The sequence below is a fragment of the Nitrospira sp. genome (assembly GCA_035968315.1).
Classification (GTDB): Bacteria; Nitrospirota; Nitrospiria; order Nitrospirales; family Nitrospiraceae; genus Nitrospira_D.
The window spans coordinates 43,979-58,368 of record JAVYIN010000009.1; the positions used below are offsets into that span (position 1 = coordinate 43,979).

General features: G+C 59.6%; 12 protein-coding genes. 8 read left to right on the plus strand and 4 right to left on the minus strand.

All coding sequences use genetic code 11. From position 1 onward, the window contains the following. Positions 1 to 1,803 (plus strand): excinuclease ABC subunit UvrC, encoded by a 1,803-nt coding sequence (gene uvrC, locus RI101_13490; protein MEC4891062.1) that lies wholly within the window; start codon positions 1 to 3, stop codon positions 1,801 to 1,803. 13 nt (positions 1,804 to 1,816) lie between these two features. Here uvrC and RI101_13495 read toward each other — a convergent pair whose 3' ends face one another. After that, a complete protein-coding gene (locus tag RI101_13495; GenBank protein ID MEC4891063.1) occupies positions 1,817 to 3,208 on the minus strand; it encodes an outer membrane protein transport protein in 1,392 nt (463 codons plus the stop codon). Between the two features lie 179 nt (positions 3,209 to 3,387). Here RI101_13495 and RI101_13500 point away from each other — a divergent pair, with 179 nt between their 5' ends. Beyond that, positions 3,388 to 4,188, plus strand: a complete 801-nt coding sequence (locus RI101_13500; GenBank protein MEC4891064.1) for a LuxR family transcriptional regulator — start codon at positions 3,388 to 3,390, stop codon at positions 4,186 to 4,188. Positions 4,189 to 4,236: 48 nt separating this feature from the next. Here RI101_13500 and RI101_13505 read toward each other — a convergent pair whose 3' ends face one another. Next, complete coding sequence (locus RI101_13505; GenBank protein MEC4891065.1) at positions 4,237 to 4,908, minus strand: GNAT family N-acetyltransferase; 672 nt, start codon at positions 4,906 to 4,908, stop codon at positions 4,237 to 4,239. A gap of 228 nt (positions 4,909 to 5,136) precedes the next feature. On the opposite strand from RI101_13505, the gene RI101_13510 reads away from it, so the two are divergent. From RI101_13510 to RI101_13535, 6 genes are all read left to right on the plus strand, one after another. Continuing rightward, positions 5,137 to 5,925: a sensor histidine kinase gene (locus tag RI101_13510; protein ID MEC4891066.1), complete on the plus strand. Its 789-nt coding sequence runs from the start codon at positions 5,137 to 5,139 to the stop codon at positions 5,923 to 5,925. Then, positions 5,922 to 6,602 (plus strand): response regulator transcription factor, encoded by a 681-nt coding sequence (locus RI101_13515; GenBank protein ID MEC4891067.1) that lies wholly within the window; start codon positions 5,922 to 5,924, stop codon positions 6,600 to 6,602. The genes RI101_13510 and RI101_13515 overlap by 4 nt, the downstream gene beginning before the upstream one ends. A gap of 219 nt (positions 6,603 to 6,821) precedes the next feature. Then, positions 6,822 to 9,212, plus strand: coding sequence for a PAS domain S-box protein (locus RI101_13520; protein ID MEC4891068.1), 2,391 nt, complete (start codon positions 6,822 to 6,824; stop codon positions 9,210 to 9,212). Beyond that, positions 9,193 to 9,873: a response regulator transcription factor gene (locus RI101_13525; GenBank protein ID MEC4891069.1), complete on the plus strand. Its 681-nt coding sequence runs from the start codon at positions 9,193 to 9,195 to the stop codon at positions 9,871 to 9,873. Before RI101_13520 ends, RI101_13525 begins: the two co-directional genes overlap by 20 nt. 134 nt (positions 9,874 to 10,007) lie before the next feature. Next, positions 10,008 to 10,691: a response regulator gene (locus tag RI101_13530; GenBank protein MEC4891070.1), complete on the plus strand. Its 684-nt coding sequence runs from the start codon at positions 10,008 to 10,010 to the stop codon at positions 10,689 to 10,691. A 119-nt stretch (positions 10,692 to 10,810) separates the two neighbouring features. After that, entirely contained in the window at positions 10,811 to 11,377 is a 567-nt protein-coding gene (locus RI101_13535) for a TIGR00645 family protein (GenBank protein ID MEC4891071.1), read from the plus strand. A 72-nt stretch (positions 11,378 to 11,449) separates the two neighbouring features. Here RI101_13535 and RI101_13540 read toward each other — a convergent pair whose 3' ends face one another. Continuing rightward, positions 11,450 to 13,954: an ATP-binding protein gene (locus RI101_13540; GenBank protein ID MEC4891072.1), complete on the minus strand. Its 2,505-nt coding sequence runs from the start codon at positions 13,952 to 13,954 to the stop codon at positions 11,450 to 11,452. Between the two features lie 49 nt (positions 13,955 to 14,003). Further along, positions 14,004 to 14,330, minus strand: a complete 327-nt coding sequence (locus tag RI101_13545; GenBank protein ID MEC4891073.1) for a DMT family protein — start codon at positions 14,328 to 14,330, stop codon at positions 14,004 to 14,006. Between the last annotated feature and the right edge of the window lie 60 nt (positions 14,331 to 14,390).

A 14,390-nucleotide genomic window follows, 5' to 3' on the forward strand; every position in this document is an offset into this window, starting at 1 on the left:
ATGACGACCGACGCACTCCACTCCAAACTCGACCATTTGCCGCCGAATCCAGGCGTCTATCTCTTCAAGGACCAGGCCGGCGACTATCTCTACGTCGGCAAGGCCGCGTCGCTGGCCGACCGTGTCCGCTCATACTTTCAACGCACCGCCGACCACAGCCCCAAAACGACGCTGCTCGTCAGCCAGATTGCCGATCTGGAAACCATCGTCACCCGGTCGGAACTCGAAGCCCTCATCCTCGAAAGCAATCTGATCAAGCGGCACCGGCCCCGTTTCAACATCGTGCTGCGTGACGACAAGCAGTACCCCTATCTCCGCCTGCCGGTCAAAGAGCGGTTCCCCCGCCTCTCCATTGTCCGGCGCGTCCAAAAAGACGGCGCCCTCTACTATGGCCCCTACACCCCGGCCGGCGCACTCCGCGAAACGCTGAAGGTCATCAAGAAAGCCTTTCCGCTGGCGACCTGCACCATCGACATCGACGGGACGGCGGAGCGGGCCTGCCTGGAATTCGAGATCAAGCGGTGCATGGCGCCCTGCACCGGCAACCAATCGCAGGAGGAGTACCACAAGATCGTCAGCCAGGTTCGGCAGTTTCTGGAAGGGCGCGATCGTGAATTGCTGGACGAATTGCGGGCCGGCATGGACGCCGCCGCGGAACGGGAGGAGTTCGAAGAAGCGGCGAGGATTCGTGACCGGCTCTTCAAGATCGAGCGGACGCTTGAAAAACAGCGCATCACCCAGACCGCATCGACGGATCAGGACGTCATCGGCCTTGCCCGGCAAGGCACCGCCGTGGATCTGCAGTTGCTCTTCGTGCGCGGCGGGCTCTTGATCGGCCGGAAGGATTTCTTCTGGCCCCAGTCTGCCGATGTGAGCGACGAGGACCTGGTCCGATCGGCCATCGAACAGTTTTACAATAAGGACGGCCAACCGCCGAAAGAACTCCTCGTTCCCGCAGCCCTCGCCGACGCCGAACTGATCGAACAATGGCTCAGCGACAAACGGGGATCCGGCGTGAAGGTCCTCGCTCCGGAGCGCGGCACGAAACATCAGCTGGTATTGCTGGCGGAAGAAAATGCCGCCGCAGCAGTAGCCGATCATCTCAGAGACGAAGCCCTCGACCTTCAGGCGGTCGAAGACCTGAAACGGTTGCTCCACCTCGACAAGGCTCCCAGACGGATCGAAGGATTCGACATCTCCAACACAATGGGCCAACAGTCCGTCGCCTCAATGGTCGTGTGGGAAGACGGCCAGATGAAGAAGGCGGATTATCGCCGGTTCAAAATCCAGACAGTGACGGGCGCCAACGACTTCGCCAGCATGCAGGAAGTCGTCGCCCGGCGGTATGGAACATCAGAGGATTTGGCCCGCCCCGATTTGATCCTGATCGACGGAGGGCTCGGACAACTGGCCGCCGCCATGGAAGGGCTGAAGCAGGCCGGCCACCATGACCAAGCCATTATGGGCCTGGCCAAGGCGCGCGGTGAAAAAGATGAGCGCATCTTTCTGCCCGGCCGGAAGAATCCCATCCTCTTGAGACCGAATGCCCCGGCTACGCACCTGGTGCAACGCATCCGCGACGAAGCGCACCGGTTTGCCTTGGGCTACCATCGCAAGCTCCGCGGCAAAGCCTTGATCGCGTCAAAGCTGGATCACATCATCGGGATCGGCGAGATCAGACGGACCACCTTGCTGAAACAGTTCGGCAGCGTCGATGCGCTGGCCGCGGCCAGCGACAGTGCCCTCGCAGAGGCCGGCCTCGACGCCACCACCATCGCGGCTCTCCGCAACACCCTCACCTAATCGTCGCGCAGACTTAAAAAAGGAATTTGACGCTAACCGTCCCCAAATGGACAAAGGCGTGATAGGTTCCGTTGACCGTAGGATTCTGATTTCCCGCCACCGTATGCGGCTCGTAAAACCATTCCTGATAGGCCACATCAAACCCCATGGCCTTGGGCCACACAGCCGACTCGCCTCCGCAGGGAACGATTCCTAGAAACCGGCCACCCTTTCTGCACAGAAACCCTGCCCCAAGTGAGAGCGTGTTAGATGACAGGGAAATAGTCGCCGGATTAAACGTCAGATCCGGCACAGGGTTTTCGGTTCTGGTATAGCCGGCCCGGGCCGATATGTTCCAATGCCGCAACCACGCAGGATTGAGCCACGTATATTCCGTCCCGACCGCCACGACCTGGACGGTCTTCCACTGTTGAGGCTGAGGCACCGTGACACCATTGGATAGACGCACGTCCAGATTCTGATTGGATTTCCAGACGACATAGTCCACATCCAGTTCCAGCTTCCATTCCCGCTCACTGGTGCGCACCGGCCAGACCGCCACCGCCGCGGTATAGATCGGCGGAAGGGCGAGGCTTGTGGAAGCCTCAGCGACTTTCGCGCCATTGACCAACAGCGCGCCATGCAACGGAAGCACGGCCTGGCTGCGATAGACCAGGCCAATCGAAGCGAGGGGTTTGCCCTCATGGTTTTTGATCGGGGCATACAAGAGGCTGGCATTCATCCCCACGCCAGTCCCTTTCCCGTTGAGTTCCACCGAAGCCCCGGCTGGAATGCCATAGAGCCCCGCCCCAACTTGCCGCTGTTCGACCTGGCCTTCCCCTAGAAAATTGGCAAACGTATAGATATCGGCCCCGAGGCCGATGGACAGATCGTCCGTCACTTTGTAGGCCACCGTCGGCTTGATATCGATCAGGGGTAAGGTTGCAACCGTTGCCGCCGTGTTAAACGGCCCATCGACGGGATAGCGCGTATTCAACCCGAAGGGAGAAGTCAGTCCAAGCCCCACCGTCATCCGCGAGAGGCTCGCCAACCCAAGCGCGCCCAAATTGGCACTGAAATAAGCATGACTCGGTGGAGGGAATACGGCACTGCCCCCCATATCACCGCGAATATCGGCCCCGGATATATTCTTATACTTTACCGACCCACCAAGCAGAGCGGTCCCCCCAATAGCTTGAATTCCCTCAACCTGTGTCAGCCCAGCTGGGTTGTAATGAATCGCGGATGCATCGTCTGCCTGCGCGGCAAAGGCATTCCCTTGGCCAACAGCGGCAGCCCCTTGTGGTTGAAACCGAAGGGCTTGCGCGAGAGCCGTCCGAGGGGAACTGAAACACATGGCGCACAGGCACAGGAGCGCAATCCCATACCGCATCCGATACCCCAGGCAATTGCTGACACTGTTCATATTCGGCTTCATAACGCCACCGGCATATTGCCCTCTCCCCATACATCACGGTAGTGCCACTTGGTAGTAGCTTGGCCTTCTATCTCTCTCCCACAGTCCTCACGCCCGTCTCCAGACCCCATTGTTCTTCCCTTCCCCCCCGTGCTAGGCTTCCCTTGTCATCCGACCAGGAGGGACTAATGGCTTACGCCCGGAACAAACGCCCCTTCCCAGGAGAGCTGTTCGCTCGCCTCTCGAAATCCGAATGCGAAGGCTTCATTGAACTTCTCCACTACACCGCGGAATCGGACAATGTCGATGACGTCAAATCGGTCCTCGTCCGATTTCAGCATCTCTTTCCGTTTACCAGAGTGATCGGCGGATTGGCGAGGTTGGGTCCCACGGGAACGTTCGAAGGATTTACGAATGTCCTCAATGCCAGCTACCCGGAAGAATGGCTGCGTCTCTACTGGCAAAAAGGTTATTTCGACGTCGATCCGGTCTTCCAAACCGCGCTGCAGAAGCCAGGCACCCAACACTGGGCCAAAACGTACAACACCGGCGCGTCGGAAAAACAACAGGAGTTCATCGCGGCCGCCAAAGAGTTCGGGCTCGGGGACGGCATTACAACCGGATCCATCGATTCGGCATGCGGCATCGCGACCTTCTGCTCATTCGCCTCGGCAGGGCCCGTTGATGCCGAACGGTACCTCCAGTTGATCGAGTATTTCGGCTACCATATTCATCTCGCCCTGCTTCGAACCGCGCCTCCCCATTCTCAAAACCTTGATCAATGCGTCCGGGAATTAACACTGCGTGAGATGACGATCTTGAACTGGATGAAAAACGGGAAGACCAATGGAGAAATTGGTCAAATCCTCGGCGTCACCGAACGAACGGTCCGGTTTCACGTGGGGAGCATCTTCTCGAAACTCGACGTGACATCCCGATCGCAAGCCGTTGCAACCGCCATCGAGCACGGGCTCCCCAACGTCGTCTAACAACTGCGGCCTTTCGCAATCCGGCTTCGGGCCTCGGCCTGGGATCAATTACCCGCCCGCTGCACCTGCCTGCACCAGCTCCTGATTCGTGCAGGCCAATGCCTGACGCCCCGTCACTACAACTCCGTCCATTGTTTGAATAGTCGACATCCATTGCAGGAATTCTGGACGCCTTCTGGCATTCTGTTCATCGAACTGCATCATGTCGTAGACCGCCGCCACAGAACTCGCTCCTGCCGGCGGGAGCGAGACCGGCGCGCCTAACGGCTCACAGGGGAATCCCAACGCGCGCAATACCCTGAGGAATCGATGCTCCACCTCCAGATAGTAGTATCGAACGTTGTTCTCAACCGCCCACTGATACACGCCTTTCAACACCGCAAGCATGATCCTGGCCGACAGTCCTTTGTCGCGGATTTCCGGCGTGACCGCCAAGCGAGTGATTTCGGCAGTATCGGACGTCTTTCTCACCCGGTGGCCGGGAGGAAGGAGTGCGGCAAGATCATGCTCCAGCATAAATGGCCCGGACGAAGGGAGTAATCGGGCCATTCCAACGACCATTCCGTCCGCGCGCACCAACCCGATCGTCGTTCCCCAGACATCGTACAAATCGATCTCTTTCCCATCACTTGACGGCAACACCCATCGCAAGGTTTCCGCAAACACCCGATGTCGAAGCCGATAGGACTGATCCAGCTCCGGGCCGTGCAATGTTCTCACAACATAATCCTCTTCTCGAAATGCAATGTCTTTCAACTCTGGCATATCGCCCTCCCCTGTTTGGCCTCGCTTGAGGCGTTCGTGTAAGGGCACGATATGGAGAAAGCACGTGAATTGGTCACCTGGCGGATCCGCCAGGTGACAATTCTCGTCACTCTCCACTACCCTCCCCTCACACAGCGCAAGTATTCAGATCGATAGAGTCGCTCACTCGGAGAAGGATGGAATATGAATCGCGACGGGCACGACTTATTTGTGATCACCGGCGGGCGGCCAACGTCTCCACGCCCCTCGCGACAGAGACCCGGCATCAGAGGCCTTGCACCCGCACACCAGTTAGACGAATCGCTGTCTGTTTCGTTTGTTTCGATGGAGGAGCGCTTGAGCCAGCTGCTGGAGGATCGCGAACGGATGGGGCGCGACCTGCATGACTCGGTGCTGCAATCCCTCTATGCCATTGGCCTCAGCCTAGAGACCGCCAGAAAGATCAGTCCGCCGCTGTCGCCGGAAGCGACCCAGGCCAGCACCCATGCGATTGAGCAACTCAACCGATTAATCCATGAGGTGCGGGGGACGATCCACCGTCTCAAAGACGGCAGGATTCAGAACTTTGATTTGGCGGTAGAGCTAGCCAATCTCCAGCACACCTACGAGCAGGTCGGCGGCATCTCCATCACGCTGAACCTGCAGCCGGGCGCGATGGACCTGCTCACCATGGAAGAAGAACAAGACATCCTGCACATCGTCCGGGAGGCCTTGAGTAACTGCGTCCGCCATGCGCAGGCCACACACGCCTCCATCTCGCTCCGCCTGCGCGGCACCCGCCTGCGCCTCACCATCAGCGACGACGGAATCGGCTTCTCAACTGCGGCCCTTCCATGCAGAGGCTACGGCCTCACCAACATGGAGGCCCGCACGAAAAAACTCGGGGGGATGCTACGCGTGCAATCAAAACCGGGCGAGGGTACCCGTCTCACCGCGGAGCTTCTCCTGGAACCCGTACTGACACCCTTATGAAACACACTCGCACAACTATTCTCATCGTTGACGATCATGAAGTCGTCCGCCAGGGACTCCGAACTCTGTTGAGCCTAGAACAAGACCTCCACATAGTCGGGGACGCCTCAACGGTCGCCGAGGCACTGACGGAAACGGCCAGGCTTCGTCCGCACGTGGTTCTGTTGGATATGAAATTGCCGGATGGGACAGGGCCCGAAGCCTGCAGCCGACTACTGGCGCTTGCTCCCGACACCCGCATACTAATGTTGACCAGCTTTGCAGAAGAAGCGATGGTCGTGAGTGCCGTACAAAGCGGAGTGCATGGCTATCTGTTAAAAGACGTTCGCGCCACCGATCTGGTTCAGGCAATTCGAACGATTGCCGGCGGGCAGAGTTATCTCGATCCGCGCGTCGCCCAGCAAGCCCTCAGCTGGATTCGACACCAGAACAAGCCTGATCACCCAACGCCCCCCCAAGGGCTCGAACAGCTCTCCCCGCAAGAACGAGCCATTCTGCCCCTCCTCGCCGAAGGAAAAACCAACAAGGAAATTGCCGCGCGGTTGCGGCTAAGCGATAAGACCATCAAGAACTATTTGGCCCATATTTTCGACAAGTTACAGGTCAGCAGGCGAACGGAAGCCGTCGCCTGGTACATAAAAATGAGCCGGTCAAGCCCTATAGACCAGATCAGCTAGTTCCGTACCCCCCCCCTTTATTGCTACTACTCCCCCCTAGCATTTCTTTGAGCGATCATACTATCCTACCGCTGAAAATTGGCCGCTACCGGTAGCTAGCCGGAGGGAGCACAGAACGACAGCGCTCCTCCGAAGCATCAACACCGGCACGAGACAACATCGATGAGCCCCCCTCACGATCACCTCACTCCGCAATGGGTGGAATCCCCAACGGATGCTATGGACCTTGCCCGGATGGAAATCCGCACGGATCAATCCGTCCAGGCCGTCCCATCCGATGCGTCCACAGACTCCGAACGCGCCCTCCAAGACCTGCAGCGAACGTTTGACCAACGCCTTCAGGAGCGAACCAGGGAACTCAACCAAACCATTCACCACCTGCAACAGGAAATCATGCGCCATCAAGCGACTGAGGCCCTCCTCGCGGCGCGCGAACTCCGATACCGTCTGCTCTATGAACAGAACCCCTCCATGTATTTCACGCTCGATCCGAGCGGCCGCATTCTGTCTGTCAATCAATTCGGCGCCACCGCGCTCGGCTATCGGCCCGGCGAGCTGATCGATCGGTCGGTTCTGTGCGTCTTTCATCCGGATGATCATCAAACCGTGCTCACCCAGTTGCACCTGTGCGCAAGCAGCCCCGAAACGACCTTTGACTGGGAAATTCAGAAAATTCGAAAGGACGGGAGCCAGCTGTGGGTCAAAGAACGGGCGCGACAGGTTACCGATCCGCACGGGCATCCCATGATCCTGGTGGTCTGCGAAGACATGACCGATCGGCGGGAAGCGGAGGCCACCCTTCGGAAGAGTGAAGAACGGTTCCGGCAAATTGCCGAGACCATCGAAGAAGTCGTATGGTCTGCCGACCCAAGCATCGGCAAAATGTTGTATATCAGCCCGGCCTACGAGCGCATCTGGGGGCGCTCCTGCGCCAGCTTGTATGCGGAACCCAAATCCTTCATTGAGGCTATTCATCCCGATGATCGCCCACGTGTGGTGAAAGAACTCATTGCGCAGCAGGAAGGACGGCTCTTTGCCCACGAATACCGAGTGCTACGTCCGGACGGGACCATCCGCTGGGTCTGGGACCGGGGATTTCCCGTTGTGGATCAGGCAACCGGCCTGCTCACACACTATGTGGGCGTGGCCTTGGATATCACCGAGCGCAAGCAGGCCGAAGAAGCGCTCCGGGAGAGCCAAACCCGGCTCGCCTTTGTGCTCTCCCACTCTCCCGCCGTCATTTACACCGCGGCCGCTTCTGGAGAGTTTGGGGCCACCTTCGTCTCCGCGAATATCACCGCACAACTCGGATACGAGCCGCAGGAATTTACGAACGATCCCCGATTCTGGGTCGATCGGATTCATCCGGACGATGCTCCGGAGATTTTCAAGCGTCTTTCCGCTCTCTTTGCTCAAGGAACGCTGGCCCACGAATACCGCTTTTTAAACAAGCAGGGCCAGTACCGCTGGATGCATGATGAAGTCGTTTTGATTCGAGACCCTGACGGCCATCCTGTCGAACTGCTCGGCTCCTGGCTCGACATCACCGAGCGCAAGCAGACCGAAGAATTGCTGCGCGTGAGTGAAGAGCGGTTTGCCAAAGCCTTCCGGTCGAGCCCCCATCCCGTCATCGTCACGGAACGTGAGACGGGACTCTGCCTGGAGGTCAACGACGCGGGGCTCGCCCTGTTCGGCTATCGACGGGAGGAAGTGATCGGCCAGACCGTGCCAACCTTGAGATTGTGGGCGACCCCCGAGGATCGCGCCCAGTTTTTTGCGCGGCTGGCCCAGGCGGGAACCTTCCGCAATGTCGAAATGGAATTTTATACGAAAGACCGCACACCCCGGCAATGTCTGGTCTCCTGCGAACCGATCGAGATCGACGGGAAGGCCTGCCTGGTGACGGTGGGAACCGACATCACGGAACAAAAGCGGGCCGAAGAGGCTGTCCGCCTCCAAGAGCGCATCCTGCAGCAGGCGAGAGAGGAGCGTGAACGCATCAGCCAGGACCTGCACGATAACATCTTGCAATCTTTGTACGCGGTCGGCATGCAGCTGGAGGCCAGCAAGCTGGTGGCCGGCACCTCGGCGAGAAAATCCAAGACCCATGTCACGCAGGCCATCGCCCAACTCAATCAGCTCGTTCAGGAAGTGCGCCACTTCATCGCCTTGCTGCACCAACGCAACGCGCCGAACATGGATTTTGAGCGCACACTGCGCCAATTGGCCGACTCATTTTCCTCCGCCGGACACAATGCCCCTACCCTGACCATCCAGCCGGAGGCCATCCCGCTGATCACGGCCACTATGGGAGAGCAGCTCGTGAGCATCGCGCGCGAAGCCCTCAGCAACAGCATGCGCCATGCCAAGGCCAGCACGCGATCCATGACCCTGCGCTTCATCGGCTCAATTATCCAATTGCGTATCACCGACGACGGCATCGGCTTCAAGCCAGGCCAGAAGCGCCGGCGGGGCCAGGGGCTGAGAAACATGGCCACACGCGCCGCACACATCGGCGCCCGTTTTCTGCTGGCCAGCACGCCAGGACAAGGCACAAGTGTCATCGTCGAGGTCCCGCTAGAAAGGCCGCATGAGCCAGGCACAATCTAAACCCACTAAACCCATTCGGATCCTGCTCGTCGACGACCATGAAGTGGTCCGTATCGGGCTGAGCGCCGTGCTCAATTTGACGCCCGGCATGAAAGTGGTCGGCCAAGCCAGCAAAAAGGACGAGGCGCTCAGGCAATGCGCGCGGCTGAAACCCGACATCGTGCTCCTCGATATCCGCTTGCCCGATGGCAACGGCGTGGACGCGGCGGGAGACATCTTGGCGGTCAGCCCCTCATCCCGCGTCCTGTTCCTCACCAGCTTTGCGGATGAGCATACCGTCGAAGAAGCGAGCCTGTCAGGCGCCCACGGGTATCTGCTGAAGGACATCGCCTCGCAGGCCCTGGTCCGCGCCATCAAAACCGTCGCCGCCGGCCAGCCCCTCACCGATTCCCGGATCACGCACCATGCGCCCGGCTGGCGAACGCCCTCCCCCTCGGCGCCCAGCCCGTCGAAACGTCCGCTGCTGTCGCCGCAGGAGCAGCGCTTGCTCCCCCTGGTTGCCGCAGGATATACGAATAAAGAAATCGCCCAGTCCTTAACCCTCAGTGAAAAAACCGTGAAGAATTATTTGGCCAACATTTACTCCAAGCTTCAAATCAGCCGCCGGTCTCAAGTCGCCACCTTCTTCGCCAGCAGTTTCAGGGGCACCCCGCTCTCCTGAGCCCCTACCGTCACCGTCCTCCCCCTCCACCTGAACACCCTGGACACCCCCACCGCTCAAGATTCTCGACGCAGACGCCGATAGCAGGAGAGACATGCGGCCCCATAGGCATTCGCAGATCCTTCTGACACATCATGACTGATACGGTCCCCCTTTCAATCCTCTATCTGGGCCCTCAGAGTCCGCTCACGGCGCAGATCGGCTCGTGGCTGGCCACTCATCTTCCTGGTCCGCACACGGTCCGCATGACTCACACGCTGGCCGATGCCCTCGAACATCTCCAGGCCCAGCGAGTCGATCTGGTCCTGCTCGATCTCAAGAGCCAGGAACGGCCGGGTCAGGATCTGCTCCACACAATCCATGCCGCCTCGCCCACCAGCGCGCTTCTCGCGCTGGTGCTGCATACGGACGATAGCTCCGCCTTTGACGCGCTTCGCCGGGGCGCTCACGAAGTCCTGGCCATCACCTCATCGACCCACGCTGACGCCTGCCGGGCCATCGCCCGAGCCCTCGCACGCACAGGAAAACAACCGCCCGCGTTCATGCGGCCGAGCACGGCGCCTCCCGCATCGCTCAAGCCAGACCGGCTGATTCATGACCTCAATAATCTCCTCACCTCGATCAATGGATTTGCGGATCTCCTGCTGACGCGCCTCGCGCCGCAAGACCCTGCCCGTACAAGTGCGGAGCATATTGTCACAGCCGGGAAACGAGCCGCGGCACTGCTCAAGGCCCATGCGCCAGTCCCGCACTCCGCTTCCACGGCGCCCCCCGCGCCGATCATGCAGCCGCCTGCCATCACCGCCAAAGCCGCCTAATCCATCGGGCCATCGGCCCGCGCCATTCGCGGTCTAGAATTGACAGCCTGGCGCACGCACCTTAGGATACGCGGCAGGCGCGCCCGCTACGGTGGCGCATGCATCATTGAGGAGGCCTGATGTCCAGCGAGCATTCTTCCCCGTCCCCAACCCATGCCAAACCATCCCATTCACCCTGGCACAGAATCGAGCAAGGCTTCGAGTTTGCCGTGTTCCACAGCCGGTGGATTCAAGCCCCGCTCTATTGCGGGCTGATCGTGGCGGAACTGCTCTATGCCTATAAATTCCTGGTCGAATTGTGGGAAATGCTGCTCCACGTCAACCAGAGCAAAGAAGTCGAATTCATGCTCGGCGTCCTCGGATTGATCGATGTCACGATGGTGGCGAATCTGCTCACGATGGTCATTATCGGCGGCTATGCGACGTTCGTCAGCAAGCTCGACCTGGAAGGCCATCCTGACCGGCCCGACTGGCTGGGGCATGTGGATCCCGGCACGATCAAGGTGAAACTGGCGGCCTCACTCATCGGCATCTCCAGCATCCACCTCTTGAAAGCCTTCGTCGATATCGAGAATGAGAACCTTGACCACATCAAGTGGAAGATCTTCATCCACATGACCTTCCTCGGCTCAGCCATTCTGCTGGCCTGGACCGACAAGATCATGCAAAAGGATAAAAAGCACTGAGAAAGAGACGTCTCTCGTGACGTGCCGTTCGCACAATACGAGAAGCGCGTCACGAATGACGAAGCAGGATGGTTACTCCCATGCGGCGGTGAGCCGCCCCTCGGCGTCCTGCCACTGAGGCATCCAGGCGAGCGCCACGACCTTCACCACGATGTTGGCCTTCGTGGGTTTCAGCGACACAACCTCCAGCCTTTCCGTGAGGGGATCGATGGCCGCAGCCAATGCGTCGGCTTCGGCCTTGAACTGTGCTTCCAGATCGGCCAATTGCTGTTGCAAGGCCGCGACATTTTCCTCTGCGTGCCCCACGTCCTGCGATTCCTTCATCACCCGGCCCGCGCTCCTGACCGCCGTCGTCGCCCGCCCGATGTTCGTCGCGCTGATCGTCTTGCGCCCGAGAAACGCGCCGAGGATTGAGGCTCCGACCGAGATCGCGGCCTGGATCTGACTGGACCGGGCTTCCGCCTGCTGCCGTTCTTTCATCTGCTCCGCCCGCCGAAGGCGATCTTGCAGCACCGCGATCTTGGGCGCGTATTTCTTCCGCAAACTATCCGATTGCTGATCCCGCAGCTCCCGGCCGGCCTGCTGAAGACGGACGCGGAAATCCCGCTCAGACTCGCCGGGGCGGGAGAGTTCCTTCGTGCTCGGACTCCTCAAGAGCTCTAGTTTATGGGTGCGAAAGAGCCACCCCGCAAAATCCTTGTTCCACGTGTCGTAGTGTTTCCCCTTTGCCGCGGGAGCGGGAAGCGCCGCAAACCGGGCACTCTCTACCGGAGACTTCTCCAGATCCGCGACCGCGATCGATGCCGCCGTCGCATGCTCCCACTCCACCGGCACCGCTCCGTCAACAATCGGCGCCAGCCTCGCCACATCCTCCGCCACATCGATCGCTGCTTTGCTGTCGGCCAAGCGGATTTGCGCAACGCCCAACACCATCGGCTGATAGACCACCGTGCTCCCGCCAGGCTGGCTGCCGCGCAGCGGAATGAAATATTGCGGCACATCGGGAGGCAGCATCGGACGGGCAACGCCAGGCGACAGGCCAGAGGCACGAGGCGCGGGTGAAGACGAACCGATCTGACGGCTCTGCCCCTGTTCGCTACCCCTAGCCTCTACCCCCTTGCCCTTCACCTCGCTCATCAGCGTCTTGATCTGGGTCCTGGTCAGGGGCCCACGCAGATAGGAAAGCGTCCACCTCGTTTGAAACACTTCGGGGGCATCCTCGTGAACGTTGTTCAAAAGAAACACCCGATTGCCCAACCCGGCGAGAAGCTGCTCCATCCGCTGCCGGTCAAATTTCTTCCCCGAGCTCGCCGCGGCCCCCTCCAACCCCTCCAGCACCCGCGCCTTGTCCCGCTCCGTCTGCAACCGGCCGATGAACCAGGTGCCGGTATTGGCAAGCCCCTTGTAATCGAGATCGACCGGGTTCTGCGTCGCGAGCACCACGCCGAGACCATAGGCCCGCGCCTGTTTGAGCAAGGTGAGCAGCGGTTGTTTAGACGGAGGATTGGCGACCGGCGGAAAGTAGCCGAAGATTTCGTCCATGTAGAGAATCGCCCGCAGGCTGGTCGTGCCGGACTGTGCCCGCACCCAACCCAGCGTCTGGCTCAACAGCAGCGTGACAAAGAACATGCGCTCGGCGTCGTTCAAATGCGCGATCGAGAAAATAGCCAGGCGCGGCTTCCCGCTGGGCGCATACAACATCTGCCCCACGTCGAGTGCTTCGCCCTCCAGCCAGGCACTGAACCCCGGCGCCGCCAATAAGTTATTCAACTGCATGGCCAAGGCAAACCGATCCTTCGACGGATAGAACGAGTCCACATCCAGCACGCCGATCTTCGTCATAGGCGGCGCCTGGATCTGGTGGATGAGCGATGCCAGATCCAGATCCTGCCCCGCCTTCCAGGTGCGATCGAGGATCGTGGAGAGGAGAATGTGCTCGCGGCTCTTGATCGGGTCGGCGTCCACGCCGATCAATCCCAGCAGGCTGGTGACAGTCGTCCCGATACGCTCGCGCAGCATCTCCGCGTCATCGAGAATCTCCGACGACGGCGCCGCGAAGGATTTGAGGATCGAGACGGGAATGCCGGCGTTGCTCCCCGGCGTATAGACCGCCACATCGGCGGCCTCACGCAACTTTTGAATCCGCTCGCCGCTCTGCCCCCAGTCGGCCAGCCCCTTCTTCCACAGATCGGCCTGCGCCTGCGCGTACTCGGCTGTTGAGAGGCCCTTCTTGCGCGCATCATCTTCGTTCACCCAGGGTGCAAAGTCTTCACCCCGTAATTGCGGGAAAGTGAGGAGCAGATTCGCCAGGTCGCCCTTGGGATCGATGATGAGGGCGGGAATCCCGTCAATCGCCGCCTCTTCAAGCAGTGAGAGACAGAGGCCCGTCTTGCCGCTGCCGGTCATACCGACACAAACCGCATGGGTGACCAGATCCTTGGAATCGTAGAGCAGCCAACCCGGCTTCGCCTGTTTCGCCGCCAGATCGTACGGACGGCCAAGATAAAAAACGCCGAGCCCTTCAAAGTCCTGGCTTGCCTGCTGATCCGTCCCCACCGCCTTCTTCGCCTTCGCCATTCTCCCTCTTCCCCCTTGCCTCTAACCCCATGCCCCTAGCCTTGACCTACTACTCCTTAAATATGAGAAAGACCGCGCCGATCATCAGGCCAAACCCAGCCAGATAATTCCACTTCAGCGGCTCTTTCAGGTACAGCACTGAAAAGACACAAAACACGACGAGGGTAATCACCTCTTGAATGGTTTTCAACTGCGCCGCGCTGAACTCATAGTGACCAATCCGATTCGCCGGCACCTGGAAGCAATACTCGAAGAAGGCAATGCCCCAACTCGCCACAATCACGATCCACAAGGGCGAATCCTTGTACTTCAAATGCCCATACCACGCGAAGGTCATGAAGATGTTGGAGATGGTCAGCAGAAGAATAGTGTGCATGGGTCTCCTCTTTACCCTCTTACCTGTTCATTCCCCGCAGTGGGGGGAGGGTGGAGCGTT

Bases quoted from the DNA above. Each gene is read 5' to 3' on its own strand.
- uvrC (MEC4891062.1), top strand. From the start codon at position 1: ATGACGACCGACGCACTCCACTCCAAACTCGACCATTTGCCGCCGAAT.
- RI101_13495 (MEC4891063.1), bottom strand. From the start codon at position 3,208: ATGAACAGTGTCAGCAATTGCCTGGGGTATCGGATGCGGTATGGGATT.
- RI101_13500 (MEC4891064.1), top strand. From the start codon at position 3,388: ATGGCTTACGCCCGGAACAAACGCCCCTTCCCAGGAGAGCTGTTCGCT.
- RI101_13510 (MEC4891066.1), top strand. From the start codon at position 5,137: ATGAATCGCGACGGGCACGACTTATTTGTGATCACCGGCGGGCGGCCA.
- RI101_13515 (MEC4891067.1), top strand. From the start codon at position 5,922: ATGAAACACACTCGCACAACTATTCTCATCGTTGACGATCATGAAGTC.
- RI101_13520 (MEC4891068.1), top strand. From the start codon at position 6,822: ATGGACCTTGCCCGGATGGAAATCCGCACGGATCAATCCGTCCAGGCC.
- RI101_13525 (MEC4891069.1), top strand. From the start codon at position 9,193: ATGAGCCAGGCACAATCTAAACCCACTAAACCCATTCGGATCCTGCTC.
- RI101_13530 (MEC4891070.1), top strand. From the start codon at position 10,008: ATGACTGATACGGTCCCCCTTTCAATCCTCTATCTGGGCCCTCAGAGT.
- RI101_13535 (MEC4891071.1), top strand. From the start codon at position 10,811: ATGTCCAGCGAGCATTCTTCCCCGTCCCCAACCCATGCCAAACCATCC.
- RI101_13540 (MEC4891072.1), bottom strand. From the start codon at position 13,954: ATGGCGAAGGCGAAGAAGGCGGTGGGGACGGATCAGCAGGCAAGCCAG.
- RI101_13545 (MEC4891073.1), bottom strand. From the start codon at position 14,330: ATGCACACTATTCTTCTGCTGACCATCTCCAACATCTTCATGACCTTC.